At 70.4% G+C, this 15,221-nt stretch carries 11 protein-coding genes; 8 read left to right on the top strand and 3 right to left on the bottom strand.

Annotation, left to right across the window (positions count from 1 at the left end; all coding sequences use genetic code 11):
- The first annotated feature begins 74 nt into the window (after positions 1–74).
- The 4 genes from mshD to FCI23_RS28505 all read left to right on the top strand — a co-directional run bounded on the left by mshD (position 75) and on the right by FCI23_RS28505 (position 5,080).
- Positions 75–1,013 (top strand): mycothiol synthase, encoded by a 939-nt coding sequence (gene mshD / locus FCI23_RS28520; RefSeq protein ID WP_136726807.1) that lies wholly within the window; start codon positions 75–77, stop codon positions 1,011–1,013.
- Positions 1,014–1,331: 318 nt separating this feature from the next.
- Positions 1,332–3,572 (top strand): RNA degradosome polyphosphate kinase, encoded by a 2,241-nt coding sequence (locus tag FCI23_RS28515; protein ID WP_136726806.1) that lies wholly within the window; start codon positions 1,332–1,334, stop codon positions 3,570–3,572.
- Entirely contained in the window at positions 3,553–4,644 is a 1,092-nt protein-coding gene (locus FCI23_RS28510; RefSeq protein ID WP_136726805.1) for a CHAD domain-containing protein, read from the top strand. The genes FCI23_RS28515 and FCI23_RS28510 overlap by 20 nt, the downstream gene beginning before the upstream one ends.
- 13 nt (positions 4,645–4,657) lie before the next feature.
- Positions 4,658–5,080: an NUDIX hydrolase gene (locus FCI23_RS28505; protein ID WP_136726804.1), complete on the top strand. Its 423-nt coding sequence runs from the start codon at positions 4,658–4,660 to the stop codon at positions 5,078–5,080.
- A gap of 439 nt (positions 5,081–5,519) precedes the next feature.
- On the opposite strand, the gene FCI23_RS28500 is transcribed toward FCI23_RS28505, so the two are convergent.
- Both FCI23_RS28500 and FCI23_RS28495 read right to left on the bottom strand, forming a co-directional pair.
- The gene (locus FCI23_RS28500) at positions 5,520–6,806 is read right to left on the bottom strand and encodes an MFS transporter (RefSeq protein ID WP_136726803.1); all 1,287 of its coding nucleotides are present in this window, start codon (positions 6,804–6,806) and stop codon (positions 5,520–5,522) included.
- Positions 6,807–6,918: 112 nt separating this feature from the next.
- A complete protein-coding gene (locus FCI23_RS28495; protein WP_136726802.1) occupies positions 6,919–9,069 on the bottom strand; it encodes a glycosyltransferase family 39 protein in 2,151 nt (716 codons plus the stop codon).
- An 864-nt stretch (positions 9,070–9,933) separates the two neighbouring features.
- On the opposite strand from FCI23_RS28495, the gene FCI23_RS62470 reads away from it, so the two are divergent.
- The 4 genes from FCI23_RS62470 to FCI23_RS28480 all read left to right on the top strand — a co-directional run bounded on the left by FCI23_RS62470 (position 9,934) and on the right by FCI23_RS28480 (position 13,943).
- Positions 9,934–10,056, top strand: a complete 123-nt coding sequence (locus tag FCI23_RS62470; protein ID WP_265737774.1) for a hypothetical protein — start codon at positions 9,934–9,936, stop codon at positions 10,054–10,056.
- Between the two features lie 143 nt (positions 10,057–10,199).
- Positions 10,200–12,182, top strand: coding sequence for an ABC transporter ATP-binding protein (locus FCI23_RS28490; protein WP_136726833.1), 1,983 nt, complete (start codon positions 10,200–10,202; stop codon positions 12,180–12,182).
- On the top strand, positions 12,179–12,901 hold the full coding sequence (locus FCI23_RS28485; RefSeq protein WP_136726832.1) for a response regulator transcription factor: 723 nt from the start codon (positions 12,179–12,181) through the stop codon (positions 12,899–12,901). The genes FCI23_RS28490 and FCI23_RS28485 overlap by 4 nt, the downstream gene beginning before the upstream one ends.
- A gap of 526 nt (positions 12,902–13,427) precedes the next feature.
- Entirely contained in the window at positions 13,428–13,943 is a 516-nt protein-coding gene (locus FCI23_RS28480) for an FBP domain-containing protein (protein ID WP_136726801.1), read from the top strand.
- A gap of 726 nt (positions 13,944–14,669) precedes the next feature.
- Here the strand turns inward: FCI23_RS28480 and FCI23_RS28475 are convergent.
- Positions 14,670–15,128, bottom strand: a complete 459-nt coding sequence (locus FCI23_RS28475) for an ASCH domain-containing protein (protein WP_136726800.1) — start codon at positions 15,126–15,128, stop codon at positions 14,670–14,672.
- Positions 15,129–15,221: the final 93 nt, after the last annotated feature.

Raw genomic sequence — 15,221 nt, 5'->3', positions numbered from 1 at the left:
CCGACGGGGGACCCTGCCGAAGGCCCAACGCACCTTCAACCGTAACCTCCCGCTGCCGGTCGTAGGCTCTGCGCATGAACGATGCCGCGCAGCAGACCGCAGAGCCGGACCCCCGCCGGATCGACGTACTCGACGAGCCGGCCCCCGCCATCGTGCGGGCGGTGCTCACGCTCATCGAGGAGGGGGCGGCGGTCGACGGCCAGCCGGCGGTCTCGGAGCAGGGCCGGATCAATCTGCGGGCCGGCGCGCGCCCCGGCGTGCGGCATCTGCTGGTGTACGGAGGGGAACGCCTCGTCGGCTACGCCCAGCTGGATGACACCGACCCGGTGGAAGCCCCCGTCGCCGAGCTGCTGATCCACCCCGGCCACCGGGCCGAGGGCCACGGCCGCGCCCTCGGCCACGCGCTGCTGGTCGCGTCCGGCAAGCGGCTGCGGGTGTGGGCGCACGGCGGGCACCCCGGTGCCCGGCACCTGGCGGGGGTGCTGGGGCTGACCCTCTTCCGGGAGCTGAGGCAGCTGCGGCGGCCGCTGCCCGGTGACGCGCTTCCGGCGCCGGTGCTGTCGCCCGGGGTCACCGTACGTACCTTCGTGCCCGGCGAGGACGACGAGGCGTGGCTGGCGGTGAACGCCGCGGCGTTCGCGCACCACCCGGAACAGGGCGGACTGACCCAGCGGGACCTGGACGACCGGAAGGCGGAGCCGTGGTTCGACCCGGCCGGCTTCTTCCTCGCGGTACGGGACGAGGACGGGGCCGTCATCGGCTTCCACTGGACCAAGGTGCACGCGGCCGAGCGGCTGGGCGAGGTGTACGTGCTGGGTATCCATCCTTCGGCCCAGGGGCTGGGGCTGGGGAAGGCGCTGACCTCGATCGGGCTGCGGTACTTGGCCGGTGAGAGGGGGCTGCCCGGGGCGATGCTGTATGTCGATGCCGACAACGGGGCGGCGGTCAGCGTCTATGAACGCCTTGGCTTCACCACGCACGAGGTGGACCTGATGTACCGCACGGAGAACTAGGTCCTGTCGCCCGGACAGGACCTAGGGCCGTCCGGGGCTCCGCCCCAGGCCCCGGTCCTCGAACGCCGGACGGGCTGGACTGTGCCGGCCACTTCTATCCCCCCGGGCCATAGCCTCCGCGCCATCTACCCGTTACCGGCGATTCAACCTCCCTTGCGAGCATCACAGAATGCAGCCGGTGCCTTACACCCCCGTGCCGCCGCTCGACCTGCCACGATCCCGTCCGACGCGCGAGAATGGAGTAACGGCCGACGGCAGGCGCCAGCGCGCCGCCGGCCGGGTGTATGACGTGCCGGAACCGGAGGAGGGCCCGCACCGATGGCCTCAGTGAACATTCCCGCCGAGCCCGTGGGGCCGGAGCCGTTTGGCTCCCTGACCCCGTTGGCGCCCTACCGCCCTCGCGTCGTACCGGATCTCACCGCCGACATCGATCAGGATGCCGACGACCTGGGCGGCACGGCCGGGGACGACCTCAACGCTGCCGAGCTGCCCCAGGGCCGCTTCCTGGACCGGGAGCGCAGCTGGCTGGACTTCAACGAACGGGTGCTGGAACTCGCCGAGGATCCGACGACCCCGCTCCTCGAACGGGCAAACTTCCTGGCCATCTTCGCTAGCAATCTCGACGAGTTCTTCATGGTCCGCGTCGCCGGTCTGAAGCGCCGCATAGCCACCGGTGTCGCCACCCGCTCCGCCTCCGGCCTCCAGCCGCGCGAGGTGCTGTCCCAGATCCTGAGCCGTTCGCGCGAGCTCATGGCCCGCCACGCGGCCTGTTTCCAGCACGATGTCGCCCCGCAGCTGGCGGACGAGGGCATCCATGTCATCCGCTGGCACGAGCTCACCGAAAAGGAGCAGGCCCGCCTCTTCACCCTGTTCCGTAACCAGATCTTCCCGGTCCTCACCCCCCTCGCCGTGGACCCGGCCCACCCCTTCCCGTACATCTCCGGCCTCTCGCTCAACCTGGCCGTCGTCGTACGGAACCCGGTCTCGGGCCATGAGCACTTCGCCCGGGTGAAGGTCCCGCCGATCCTCTCCCGCTTCTACGAAGCGAGCCCGCAGCGCTACGTCCCGCTGGAGGACGTCATCGCCGCGCACCTCGAAGAGCTCTTCCCCGGCATGGACGTCCTGGACCACCACATGTTCCGGGTCACCCGCAACGAGGACCTGGAGGTGGAGGAGGACGACGCGGAGAACCTCCTGCAGGCGCTGGAGAAGGAGCTCATGCGGCGCCGATTCGGCCCGCCGGTCCGCCTGGAGGTCGAGGAGTCGATCGCGCCGAGAGTGCTCGACCTGCTCGTGCACGAGCTGAAGATCAAGGAGGCCGAGGTCTACCCGCTGCCCGGCCCGCTCGATCTCACCGGCCTGTTCGCCATGTCGTCGCTCGACCGGCCGGAGCTGAAGTACCCGAAGTTCGTGGCCGGCACCCACCGCGACCTCGCCGAGGTGGAGTCGGCGCACGCGCCCGACATCTTCGGGGCGATGCGCGAACGCGACATCCTGCTGCACCACCCGTACGACAGCTTCTCCACCTCCGTACAGGCATTCCTGGAACAGGCGGCCGCCGACCCCGACGTCCTGGCGATCAAGCAGACGCTCTACCGCACCTCCGGCGGCTCCACCTCCCCCATCGTGGACGCGCTGATCGATGCCGCCGAGTCCGGCAAGCAGGTCCTGGTCCTGGTCGAGATCAAGGCGCGCTTCGACGAGCAGGCCAACATCAAGTGGGCCCGCAAGCTGGAGGAGGCGGGCTGCCATGTCGTCTACGGCCTGGTCGGCCTGAAGACCCACTGCAAGCTGTCGCTGGTGGTACGGCAGGAGGGCGACACCTTGCGCCGCTACAGCCATATCGGCACCGGCAACTACCACCCCAAGACCGCCCGCCTCTATGAGGACCTGGGCCTGCTCACCGCCGACCAGCGGGTCGGGGCGGATCTGTCGAATCTCTTCAACCGGCTCTCCGGATACTCCCGCTACAAGGACTACGACCGGCTCCTCGTCGCGCCGCGCAGCCTCCGCGACGGCCTGATCACCCGGATCCTCGCCGAGATCGAACACCACCAGGCGGGCCGCCCCGCCTTTGTGCGCATCAAGGTCAACTCGATCGTCGACGAGGCGATCATCGACGCCCTGTACCGGGCCTCGCAGGCCGGGGTGCCGGTGGACATCTGGGTCCGCGGCATCTGCGCGGTGCGGCCCGGGGTCGAGGGCCTGTCGGAGAACATACGGGTGCGCAGCGTGCTCGGCCGCTTCCTGGAGCACTCCCGGGTCTTTGTCTTCGGCCACGGCGGCGAGCCGGAGGTCTGGTTCGGCAGCGCCGACATGATGCACCGCAACCTCGACCGCCGTATCGAGGCGATGGTGCGGGTCGCCGACCCCGCCCACCGCGCGACCCTCAACCGTCTGCTCGAAACCGGCACCTCGGACACCACCGCGTCCTGGCACCTCGGGCCGGACGGCTGCTGGACGCGGCACAGCACCGACGCCGAGGGGCGCCCGCTGCCCAACGTCCAGGAGATGCTCATCGACGCGCGGAGGCGCCGGCGTGGCCCAGCGACACCCTGAGACCGCACTCGCCTCCGACGACGTGGCGGCTCCGCCATGCATAGGCAGCGACTCCGCCGGAGAGGTGCTGTCCCATTACCTCCACGACCAGGCCGGCGTTTTCCTGCGCGCCCTCGCCGTCACCGGGCAGCCGGACGACGACTCCGAGACAACCCTGCCCCTGCGCCGTTCCGCCCGCCGCATCGCCGCCGCCCTCCACACCTATGCCCCGCTCACCGACCCCGGCTGGGCGGAGCCGTTCCGCACCGAGCTCGGCTGGCTCGCCACCACGCTTTCCCGCGAACACCAGCACGCCGCGCGCCTGGCCAGGCTCCTGTCCGCGCTGCACCGCCTGGCCTCCGAAGAGGACTCCCCGCACTCCTACGACCGCCTCGCCCCCCCGCCGCCGGGGCCCCAGCCCGTCCGGGCCCGCGGCAACGAGACCACCCCCGGCAGCGGTCCCCTCGCGGTCGGCGCCGCCCGCGCGGGCGCCCTGCTCGACCGCCAGCTCCGGCTCGCCCGCACCCGCGCCCACTCCGCCGCGCTCCAGGCGATGGGCTCCTCCCGCTTCCACGCCGTCGCCGACGCCGTCGCGGTGCTCGTCTCCGACGTCCCGCTCTCCGCCGCTGCCGCCGCGCCCGCCGCGCACACGCTCCCCGCGCTCACCGAGCAGGCGCACGCCCGCCTCACCGACGCCGTCGGCGCTCTCCCGCTGGCCCGCGCCGCCCACCCCTACACCGCCGACGCGCTGCGCGCCGCCCTCGGCGCCGAAGACGCGGCCGAGCGCCAGGACGCCCCCTGGCACCGGGTACGCAGCCTGCTGCGGATCAGCCGCTACGCCTGCGAAATCCACCCTTACGGTGACGTGGACGCCGAGCCCGCCGGCCGCCTCTCCGCCGCCGCCCGCACCCTTGAGCAGCACCGCGAAGCCGCCGAGGCTTCGGCGGCGGTCGCCTCCGCCGCCCGCACACCCCGGATCGCCCCCGCCACTGCCTACGCCCTGGGCGTGCTCCACACCGACCAGCGCCAGGAGGTCGAGGCCGCCCGCTTCGCCTTCGCCCGGCTCTGGCAGCGGCCCGCCTCAGGTGCCTGAGGAGACGCAAGCCATGGACACCGACGACCCCGCGCTCCCCGTCCTCGCCGCCGGCGCTGTGCTCTGGCGCCGCTCGCCCTTCGACGACGGGCTCGAGATCGCCCTCGTACACCGCCCCCGCTACGACGACTGGTCGCACCCGAAAGGCAAGCTCAAGCCGGACGAGGACGCGACGTCGGCCGCCCTGCGCGAGGTCAAGGAGGAGACCGGCATGGACTGCGTCCTGGGCTCCCCCCTCCCGCCCGCCCGGTACATGGCCAACGGGCGCCCCAAGCACGTCCGCTACTGGGCTGCCCGCGCCACCACCGGCGCCTTCACTCCCAGCCGCGAAGTGGACCGCGTCATCTGGCTCCCGCCTACCGCCGCCCGCCACCGCCTCACCCAGGACCGCGACCGCGAGCTGCTTGACGCGCTCCTCGCCGGGCCGGCGAGTTAGAGGCCACGCAGATAGGTGGGGCGGCGTCGCGGGCCGATGGCTCTCGCCTGGAAGTGTTGCCGTCGGTGTCGGTCGACGACTCTCCCCCAGACTCCGTCCGGGAGGTGCCCCCACCAAGCTCTCGGCTCCGCTCGAGCAGGGGGCACCCCCATCGCGTCGCCTCGCCCCCAGCCTTCGGCCGGGAGGTGCCCCCAGGAGGTGCCCCCACCTCCGCCTTGCCAGACTCGGCCCTCGCCCCGCTCCTTCACCCACCCCACCCATCCGCGCGGCCTCTTAGGGCCTGTCCGGCCGCTGCGGCTGATATCCCTCCCCCGGCTGACGCCGGGAGGTACCCGCAGCGCGTCCGGCCCGAATAGAGGCCACTCTGCAAGCGTTCTGGCGCCTTGCGATTCACCGCGCCAGACGACGCCTTGACCGCCCATGATCGGCCGGACACGGCCTAGGTGCCGGTGCCCGTGCCGGTGGGAGATGCCTGCGGCCGCAGGCGGGCGGCGGGGCCGGGCTCCGGGTCGGGCCCGGCGGCGGTGGCGCGCACCGGGATGACCAGTGCCGAGGCGCAGGCGCAGACCGCGGCGACGGCGAAGCCGGGCCAGTAGCCGGCGGCGGTGATGAGGGCGCCCATGGCCGGGGGTACAACGGCCGCCGTCAGATTCTGACCGGTGTTGTGGACACCGAGGGCGCGCCCGGACCACGCGGGCCCCGCGCGCTCGGCGGTAGCCGTGAAGGAGAGCCCGTTCGTGCTGGCCGTGATGGCGACGGCGGTCACAAGCACCGCGCCGGTGAGAGCCGACGGATAAGCGACGGCCAGCGCGGTGGCCGCGCACACCGCCGCAGTGAAGAGGGCGAGCTGCCGCATGGGCCGGAGCCGGGAGCCGACGCGGTCGGACCAGCGGCCGGCGGCGATCCGGACGAGGGCGCCCAGGACCTGCGCCCCGGCGAGGAGCTGCCCGGCGTGCACCGCCGACCAGTCGCGGACGTCGACAAGGAGGACCAGCGCGAACGCGCTCGCCGTGAACTGCGGTACGACCAGCAGTGCACCGCCCGCATGGATCCGGGGCAGCACGGATGAACCCCGGTAGGGGTTGCCGGACCGGTCCGCGGCGGTGCCCTTCGGCGTCGTACGGGGAGGGTCGGCGGTGAGAAGCGCCGTCATGACGGCAACGCCACCGCAGGCGGCAGCCAGGGCGGCGACGGCGCCGTGTACCCCGTAGGCGGCGGCCAGCGGGGGCATGGAGAGGGCGGCGAGGCCCATGCCGAGGGGGGTGGAGGTCTGCCGGATGCCCATGGCGAGGCCGCGCTGACGGGCGCCGAACCAGCCGAGGACCAGTCGCCCGCTGCCGGAGGAGACGGACCCGGTGGCCACGCCCGCCAGGGCGAGGAGCAGGCCGAGAGCGAGCATGCCGTGGGCGACGGGGGAGGCGGCGAGGAGCAGCAGGACCGCGGTCAGGCCGAGGCCGAGGGCGAGCACGGTGCGCTCGCCGTGGCGGTCGGCGGCGGCGCCCCAGGCGTACAGGCCGACGACGAGCCCGATGGTCGGGCAGGCGACGAGCATCCCGACCTGCGTGAGAGTGAGGTGTTCGGCGCTTCGCAGCTCGGCGGCGAGGTAGGGGATGCCGTAGAGGAAGGCGCAGGCGGTGGTCTGCGCGGCGGTCCCGAGCGCCAGCATGAGCCAGCGACGTGCTCCTATGTCCACTATGTGAGACGCGTTGTCTCGCGCTTCGGTCATGACAGCCAGTCAAGCACGACCCACGCACGGTGCGGTACCGCATTCCACAAGGCGGACGCATGGGAGAGGGCGGCCCCCGGCAGGGACCGCCCTCTCTCACTTCACCACACGCCTAGAGGTCCGACGGATCCAGCCGGTAGATGTCACTGCTGGAGCCGGCGGAGCCGGAGCTCGACGTCGACGACGTGCTGCCGTACGCGCTGGGCTTGACCAGCGTGCCGTGCTTCTGCACCCACGTCGTGATGTCGGACGTGCTGTTGCCGCCGCCGCCAAAACCGCCGCCCCCGCCGCCGCCGGTCTGGATGTAGTGCAGCTTGCCCGCCTTCACCAGCTCCTCCAGCTTGGCGAGGGTCATCGCCTTGTCGCTGCCCGACCAGCCGCCCATCGCGGCGACCGGCTTCTTGGTCTGAAGGATCAGCGGGGACGCGCTCTGGTCCCTGGAGACCGCCAGGATCCAGGTGGCGCCGTCCTGGTGCTTCAGCAGATACGACACCAGCTGGGAGCTGACGCCCCCGCCCATGCCACCGCCCATGCCGCCGCCACGTGCGGCACCGCCGGCGGGCATCTGACCGCCGGTAGCGCCGGCGCCGGCACCGGCGGCGCCCTTGCCCGTACCCGTACCGCCGCTCCCCGGCTGCGCCTGCCCACCCCGCTGCGCGCCGCCGCCGGGGAAGCCTCCGCCGGGGAAGCCGCCCGGGCGACCCGCGCCTCCGCGGCCCCCGCCGCCGCCAAACCCGCCACCGGCGACCGCCGGGCCCGCCGTCGGGTTCGTACCGTCCTCCGAACCCTTCGTCGCCGCCGAGACGGCGTACGCCGAAGGCCCCGCCAGCAGCGCCACGACTCCCGTCAGGGCCGCCACCGCGCCCGCCCGGCGCGCCGTGACCTTGCCGAACCGGGCCAGGAGCAGCCCCGCGATCGAAGCTGCCGCCAGCACCCCGGCCACCGGCCCGATCCAGGCGTTCCACGACGTCGTACGGCTCAGCAGCACCACGGCCCACACCGCGCTCACCGCGACAGCGGCCGGCAGCACCCACACCCAGCGCACATCCCGGCCGCGGAACGCCCGGTACATGGCCACCCCGCCGGCGCCGCACAGCGCGGCGATACCCGGCGCCATGGCGGTCGTGTAGTACGGGTGGAAGATGCCCTGGGCAAAGCTGAAGACCACAAAGTGGACCCCGACCCAGCCGCCCCACAGCAGATAGGACGCCCGCTGCGTATCGGTCCGGGGCCGCCGCCCCCGCAGGACCAGCCCCGCCGCCAGCGCGATGGCGGCAAAGGGGATCAGCCATGAGATCTGGCCGCCGATGATGCTGTTGAACATCCGCCCCACTCCGGCGGCCCCGCCGAAGTTGGCGCCCTGCCCGAACGAGCCGGTGCCGTCACTGGCCCCGAAGACCCGGCCCAGGCCGTTGTAGCCGACGACCAGGTTCCAGAAGGTGTTGTCCGTCGAGCCGCCGATGTACGGACGCGAGTCCTTCGACACCAGGAAGTCGGCCACCAGCACGAACCAGCCCGTCGACGCGGCCAGCGCCACCCCGGCCACCGCCAGGTTGCGGATCCGCTTTACCACGCTGCACTTCGCCGCGAAGCCGTACGCGAGTACGAACGCCGGAAGCACCATGTAACCCTGCAACATCTTTGCCATGAAGGCGAAGCCGATCGCGACCCCGCACCACACCAGTGGCGCCAGCCTGCCCGTACGGATCGCCCGCAGGCATCCGGCGGCGCCCAACAGCATCAGCAGCACCAAGAACGGGTCCGGGTTGTTGTCCCGGCTGATCGCCACCGTGATCGGGGTCAGGGCCAGAACCAGCGCCGCGATCGTCGCGGCCACATAGCCGAAGCTGCGCCGCACCATCGTGTACAGCAGCGCCACCGACGCGGTGCCGGCCGCCGCGACCGGCACCATCATCTGCCAGGTGCCGAAGCCGAAGACCCGGCAGAACAGCCCCATCACCCACTCGGCGAGCGGTGGCTTGTCGACGGTGATGAAGTTCCCGGCGTCGAGTGAGCCGAAGAAGAGCGCCTTCCAGCTCTGGGTGCCGCTGAGCACGGACGCGGCGTAGAAGGAGTTGGCGTTCCCGATGGATGAGACGTTCCACAGGGACAACAAGGCGGTCAGCAGCAGCACGGCCCACAGTGCGGGCCGTGCCCAGCGTGGAGCGTGCGTAGGCCCGAAGGCCGCCTGCCTGGCCCTGACCGCAGCAGTGGCGGCAGAGACCGGGAAGGAAGCGGGGGCAGGAGTAGTCGAAACGGACATGGGGTCGAGACTTGCGCCTGCGTATGGGGGGTTCATGAGATGTCAATGAACGCAGCATGAGAAATCTATAATTTACCAGCCGCCGTCGTCCTCTTGACCTACCGCTTCCTTCTCTGAGGATTTTCAAAGATGCATGAGGGAATCTAAGCGACTGCTAACGGCGCCTTAAGTGATTTCGGGCTTTGGGCCCGAAAATTTTCGCTACTGTCTCTCTTGTCGACACGAACCGGTGACGACAGCAGGTACGACGAACAGGATTCTGAGATGGCTTTCAAGGCCCCGCTGCACAAGCCGAAGAAGAAGCTCCTTCCCCCGCCGCCGCCGCCGAAGAAGCACCACAAGAAGCACCCCAAGCCGGTCGACCTCCACGGCGACAAGTAAGCAAGAGTAACCGCTGATCAGCAGGTTAGAGCGGGCCAGTGACAGACGTCACTGGCCCGCTCTGCCGTGTGCCCGACGGGGCCGGCGAGGTGGTGGGACGCGAAACGAAGGGCGCCCGGTTGCGGCTCGATGGTGAGAAGTTGCCTCACATTCATTTCATAGGCATCTCACCGGAAACGGCTTCCACGCCGCCTCTTCTCGCGTAATGTTTCGGGTGTCGGAGGGAAAGCACACTCCGGCGGGAAACGCGCAAGAACGTCAGAAAACTTGTATTAGGGAGAACCATGAGCTTCCGTAAGATCGCCCCCCTCGCCAAGCCGGCCCCCAAGCACGAACTGCACAAGAAGGCCCAGCCTAAGAAGGCCTGCAAGAAGGCGCACCGGCGTCCCATCGCCGGCTGACCCACGGCCTGACGCCCCTGAATTCGGGCACACGGCACACCCGCAGATCAGGCACCCACACCCGCACACCTCAGGAGAAACCATGAGTTTCCACAAAATCGTCCCGCTTAAGCCCGCCCACAAGAAGGCCCCGGCCGCCCCGGCGAAGAAGTGCGACCCCAAGAAGCACGCCAAGAAGCACCCCCGTCGCCCCATCGGCGGCTGACCCAGCTTCCGGAGGCGGGCTGGTGGCAAAGCGCCGCCGGGCCCGCCTCGGCCATGCCCGCACCACTCACAGTCCCGCACCACTCCGCACCAACGGTGGGAGGAACGTTGACCACGTACGAACCCCGGGCCGACCAAGCCACCATGCAACTCCGCGTGGTCGACCTCGAGCCCGTCGCCGCAGGCAGCGGCCGGCACCGCAGATCCCGTCGTGGCCGTGTCCACGGCCGCTATGAGACCGGCGCCATCCCCATCCCGGTCTTTGACACCGAGCCTGTGTACGAAGACGCGGAGGAAGAGGCCGAGGCCAAGCCCACCCTCCCCGTCCGCGACGCCTTCAAGCGCTTCTGGCCGCTCACCAAGGGCGACCGTCGCTGGATGATCGTCATCTGCCTCTGCGTCGTCATCGCCGCCCTCGGCGAGACCGCCGCGATCCTGCTCTTCAGCGACCTCACCGACAACGCCCTCCAGACAGGCAAGCTGTCCGCCTTCTGGGCTCCGGCCGCCAAATGGCTGGGCGTCACCATCTTCGGCGCCGGCGTCGGCTACGTCGGCAACTCCCTCGCGGTATGGGTCGCTGAACGGTTTGTCATGCGCCTGCGAGGTAAGGTCTTCAGCCACATCCAGGACCTCCCGCCGGACTTCTTCCAGCGCAACCGCCACGGCGACCTGGTCGAACGCCTCACCGGTGACGTCGAGTCCGTCGAGCACATGGTCGTCTCCGGAGTCGTCGGCACCATCTCCGCGGTCTTCAGCGTGGTCTTCTTCTCCGCCGCCGCGCTCTACCTCCGCTGGGACCTGGCCCTGGCCACCTTCGTCCTGGCCCCGCTCTTCTGGCTGTCCGCCAAGCTCTTCTCCAGCAAGCTCAAGGACGTATCGCGGGACGAGCGGGTCGCCGACGGCGCCATCACCTCCGTAGTGGAGGAATCCCTCGGCAATGTCCTGCTCACGCAGGCCTACAACCGTAAGCGCTCAGAGGAGACGCGCCTCCGGAAGGAGGCCAAGTCCTGGCTGACGGCCTCCGTCCTGAGCGCCCGGCTCAGCGAGCGCTACGCCCAGCTCGTCGAGGTCGTCGAGACCGTCTGCGTCCTCACCGTCATCGGCCTCGGCGCCTGGGAGATCTCCGCCGACCGGATGACCATCGGCAAGCTCCTCGCCTTCGCCGCCTTCCTCGGCTACCTGTACCCGCCGATCCGCTCCCTCGGCACCCTGGGCCTCACGCTGAACGCGGCCGCCGTCAGCGCGGAACGCATCCTCGAAATCGTCGACACCGAGGTCACCGTCCGCGACCCCGAACGCGCCGTCCCCGTCCCCCGCCGCGTCCAGGGCTACGTCGAATTCCGGCAGGTCGGCTTCCGCTACCCCGCCGCGGAGAAGAACTCCCTCAGCAACGTCTCCTTCTCCGCCCAGCCCGGTGAGCTCGTCCTGGTCACCGGCGCGAGCGGGGCCGGCAAGTCAACCGTCTCCAAGCTCCTGCTCCGCTTCTACGACCCCGGAGCCGGCGCCATCAGCCTCGACGGGGTCTCGCTCAGCGACTACCCCGTCGACCACCTGCGGGACAACGTGGCGCTGCTCCCTCAGAAGACCCTCATCCTTCACGACACCATCCGCGAGAACATCGGCTGCGGCCGCCCCGGTGCCACCTACGAGGAGATCGTCCAGGCCGCGATCGACGCCAATGCCGACGACTTCATCATGGCCCTCCCCGGCGGGTACGACACCCCCATCGACAGCCATACCGCCGAGCTCTCCGGCGGTCAGCTCCAGCGCATCGCCATCGCCCGCGCCATGCTCCGCGACGCCCCCGTCCTCGTCCTCGACGAGCCCACCACCGGCCTTGACGCCCTCGCCGCCCGCCGCGTCATCAAGCCGCTCCGCCGTCTCATGCGCGGCCGCACCACCATCATGATCACGCACGACCTCAACCTGGCCCCCGACGCGGACCGCATCCTCGTCCTCGACAACGGCCGCCTCGTCGAGGTCGGCACCCACGAGCAACTGCTCGCCCAGCAGGGCGCCTACGCCCACCTTCACCACTCACAGAACAGCGGGACCGCGATCGCCGACAGCACCGGAGCGTTCCGCATCCCCATCGAGCTCGCAGCGGAGAACCGGATATGGCGATGACCGTGACCGGCACGATCGAGGCGGCCGACGCCTCACGCATCCTGGTGGTCGACGACGAGCCCGCCATCCGCGACGCGCTCGAGATGATCCTCACCCGCCGCGGCTACGTAGTCCTCTTCGCCGGAGACGGCGAGGAGGCCCTCGGCCTGGTCGAGTCCCAGCGCCCCGACCTCGTCATCCTGGACGTACTCCTCCCTTTCATGGACGGCCTCACCGCCTGCCGCCGGCTCCGTGCCCGCGGCGATGACGTGCCCGTCATGATGCTCACCGCCCGCGACACCATCGGCGACCGCGTCACCGGCCTCGAAACCGGAGCCGACGACTACCTCGCCAAGCCCTTCGCCACCGACGAACTCATCGCCCGCGTCCGGGCCCTCCTCCGCCGCCGCGCCACCACCGTCGCCGCCCATGACGCCGTCCTCAGCTACGGCGGGCTCCGCATGGACACCGCCGCCCGCGAAGTCACCCGCGAGGGCCGTGACCTGCGCCTCACCCGCACCGAATTCGCGCTGCTGGAACTCTTCCTCGCCCGCCCCCGCCAGGTCCTCGAACGCGACTGGCTCCTCAAGTCCCTCTGGGGCGACCACGGCCTCCCGACCCCCAACTCCCTCGACGTCTACGTCATGTACCTCCGCCGTAAAACCGAGTCCGGCGGCAAGCCGCGGCTGCTGCGTACGGTGCGCGGCGTGGGGTACGTACTGGACGCGGAAGGGGCTTGACGCGGGTTTCGGTGCCCTCTGTCGGGGTTGCCGATCCGTCCTCAAACGCCGGGCGGGCCCGCAAGGGCCGTCACCAGCACCCCCATGAGGCAATTTGTCCACCTTTACGCCCATTGTTCGAGCGGGCACGGATTCTGAGTGCTGAAAGTGAAGAGAATTGCCCTAATTGCCCACTTCTGGACTTCACTAACTGCACTGAAGTTCACAGGAGACCAATGCACTCTCGGACGGGAGCACAACTGCCCGCCTGCGTGCACTTCCACCCATGCTTGCGTACAGCCCCGCCCTGGCGGGGGTGTACGCAAGCATGGGTGCGATTCTGTACAGGCAGCCCATCCCGGGCGTGGTGGTGTGCCTCGACCGGGCGCTGGCGCCGTCCGGACTTCCTCTTTCGCGCCGAGGGCCTTGTCGTCGAGATCGAGGGTTGCGCCTGGCGCGGCACCCGCCGCTGGGCCGCCTGACGCGAGAACCGGTCGGCGGGAAAATCCCGCGACACCGGGTCGCCGCGCTGTTAGTTTCGGGCATCATGGAGCCGCTCAGCGAGAACCAGATCCGCGCATTGTTCGTCAACTGTTCCAAGGGCGAGGCGCGCAGGCTGAACCTCCCCCGTGGCCTGGCCGAATTGCCCTGGGCCGACCTGGACTTCCTGGGCTGGCGGGACCCGGGCGCTCCGGACCGGGGTTACCTCGTCACCGAGCGGCACGGCGAGTATGTCGGCTTCACGCTGCGCACACCGTCGGCCGCACGCAGGAGCCTCATCAAGACCAGCCTCTGCTCGATCTGCGTCACCGCCCACGCCGGCTCCGGCGTCGACCTGCTGACCGCGCCCAAGGTCGGCGCCGCCGGCCGCCAGGGCAACACCGTCGGCACCTACATGTGCGCCGACCTCGCGTGCTCCCTGTACATCCGGGGCAAGAAGGCGTCCGTGCTGGTCCGTCCGTTCGAGGAATCGCTCACCCTGGACGAGCGGATCGCCCGCACCCGCTCGAACCTGGCCCGCTTCCTGGACAAGGTCTACGAGGGCGCCGAGACGAAGGCGTAGCGGTCCCGGGCTGTCCGTGCTGGGCGGGAATCCGGGATACGCAGCCGGGCGATGGGGGCCGCCTGCGCAGAATCGCACCCACGCCTGCGTACACTCCCGCCCCACGCAAGTCTACGCAGGCATGGGTGGAAGTCCGCGCAGGCACCGAGGCGATACGCCCGATATGCCGGAGTGGCTCCCGTGTCCCGACCCGCACCGGACCGGCAACGGGTCCACCCCTCCCGCCGGAACGTTTCTGCACCCCCAGTCGGGACCGTAAGGCACCAACCCCTCGCCGGAACGTTTCTGCACCCCCAGTCGGGACCGTAAGGCACCAACCCCTCGCCGGAACGTTTCTGCAGCCCCACCCCCTCCCCGGGTCACCGGGACCGCCACCACCCCACCCCCGCACGAGACCCAAACCACAGGAAGCCCCCAACGGCACCCCCGCCCCCGGACACCTGACTACCCCCGCCCCCAAGCACCCGACAGCCGCCGGTTACGGCAGCGCAACCACCCACGAACAACAGGCGTCGCCACCGACCATCTCTACCCGGATCCGGCAACGAGACCCCAGACACCCACCGGACCGAAGCTGCTCAAGCGCCTGAACCCCCGCCACCCACCCACCCGATACCCGGCCGACGGACAGGAGCCCCCTCCCCTCTCATCCGCAGCCAGCCGCCTTGCGCCCGGAGGGCGCGAGACGCACCCGCACTTACGACGCAGCGAGCGACAGGCGGATCGTCAATCGGCGAGGCGGCGAAGGTCGTCGACAAGACGGAAGCGTTCCAGAACCGCCAGTGTCGCGTCGTCCACGGTGAACTCCGGGTCCTCCAACGCAGCCCGCATCTCCTCGCTGTGCCAGAACCGCTCGTGACTCGACCTCCACCCGGCCACGCTGGTGTCCCCCTCCCCCTCGTCCACCGCATGAGCGAGATCCACCTCCGCCAGCGGGACGACGCGCACGCTGGTCACCTCGATGACCGCGACCGGATGGCCGTCCGAGTCGATGACCACCGAACGGCTCCCGACTTCCGGCAGCGACTCCCCCTCGTGCTCGTAGTCGGCGACCAGCCCTGTCGTGGAGGACTTGGAGCCGTTGAGGATCGCTGCGACGAGCTGGTCGCGCAATGGGCCCGGGAAGGCGAATTCCGCCCTGGGCATCGACGCGAGGTCTGCGGGTGCGGCTGAGTCAGTCGTCATACGGTCACGGTAGCGGCCCCTCCGCGCAGGTCGGCGCCGACCAAGGAGTTTCCCGGACCAGGTCCAAGCACCCCCTGAGGAGCGGGTGTCGGA

This window comes from Actinacidiphila oryziradicis (genome assembly GCF_005047355.1).
In the GTDB taxonomy this organism is placed as follows: domain Bacteria; phylum Actinomycetota; class Actinomycetes; order Streptomycetales; family Streptomycetaceae; genus Actinacidiphila; species Actinacidiphila oryziradicis.
Note: the sequence above shows the minus strand (reverse complement) of the source record. Positions and strands in the feature narration are given on the sequence as shown.

What these genes read in the sequence shown, in the direction of transcription:
- mshD (WP_136726807.1), top strand. Translation starts at nt 75, where the DNA reads ATGAACGATGCCGCGCAGCAGACCGCAGAGCCGGACCCCCGCCGGATC.
- FCI23_RS62470 (WP_265737774.1), top strand. Translation starts at nt 9,934, where the DNA reads ATGAGTTTCCACAAAATCGTCCCGCTTAAGCCCGCCCACAAGAAGGCC.
- FCI23_RS28480 (WP_136726801.1), top strand. Translation starts at nt 13,428, where the DNA reads ATGGAGCCGCTCAGCGAGAACCAGATCCGCGCATTGTTCGTCAACTGT.
- FCI23_RS28485 (WP_136726832.1), top strand. Translation starts at nt 12,179, where the DNA reads ATGACCGTGACCGGCACGATCGAGGCGGCCGACGCCTCACGCATCCTG.
- FCI23_RS28490 (WP_136726833.1), top strand. Translation starts at nt 10,200, where the DNA reads ATGCAACTCCGCGTGGTCGACCTCGAGCCCGTCGCCGCAGGCAGCGGC.
- FCI23_RS28475 (WP_136726800.1), bottom strand. Translation starts at nt 15,128, where the DNA reads ATGACGACTGACTCAGCCGCACCCGCAGACCTCGCGTCGATGCCCAGG.
- FCI23_RS28500 (WP_136726803.1), bottom strand. Translation starts at nt 6,806, where the DNA reads ATGACCGAAGCGCGAGACAACGCGTCTCACATAGTGGACATAGGAGCA.
- FCI23_RS28505 (WP_136726804.1), top strand. Translation starts at nt 4,658, where the DNA reads ATGGACACCGACGACCCCGCGCTCCCCGTCCTCGCCGCCGGCGCTGTG.
- FCI23_RS28495 (WP_136726802.1), bottom strand. Translation starts at nt 9,069, where the DNA reads ATGTCCGTTTCGACTACTCCTGCCCCCGCTTCCTTCCCGGTCTCTGCC.
- FCI23_RS28515 (WP_136726806.1), top strand. Translation starts at nt 1,332, where the DNA reads ATGGCCTCAGTGAACATTCCCGCCGAGCCCGTGGGGCCGGAGCCGTTT.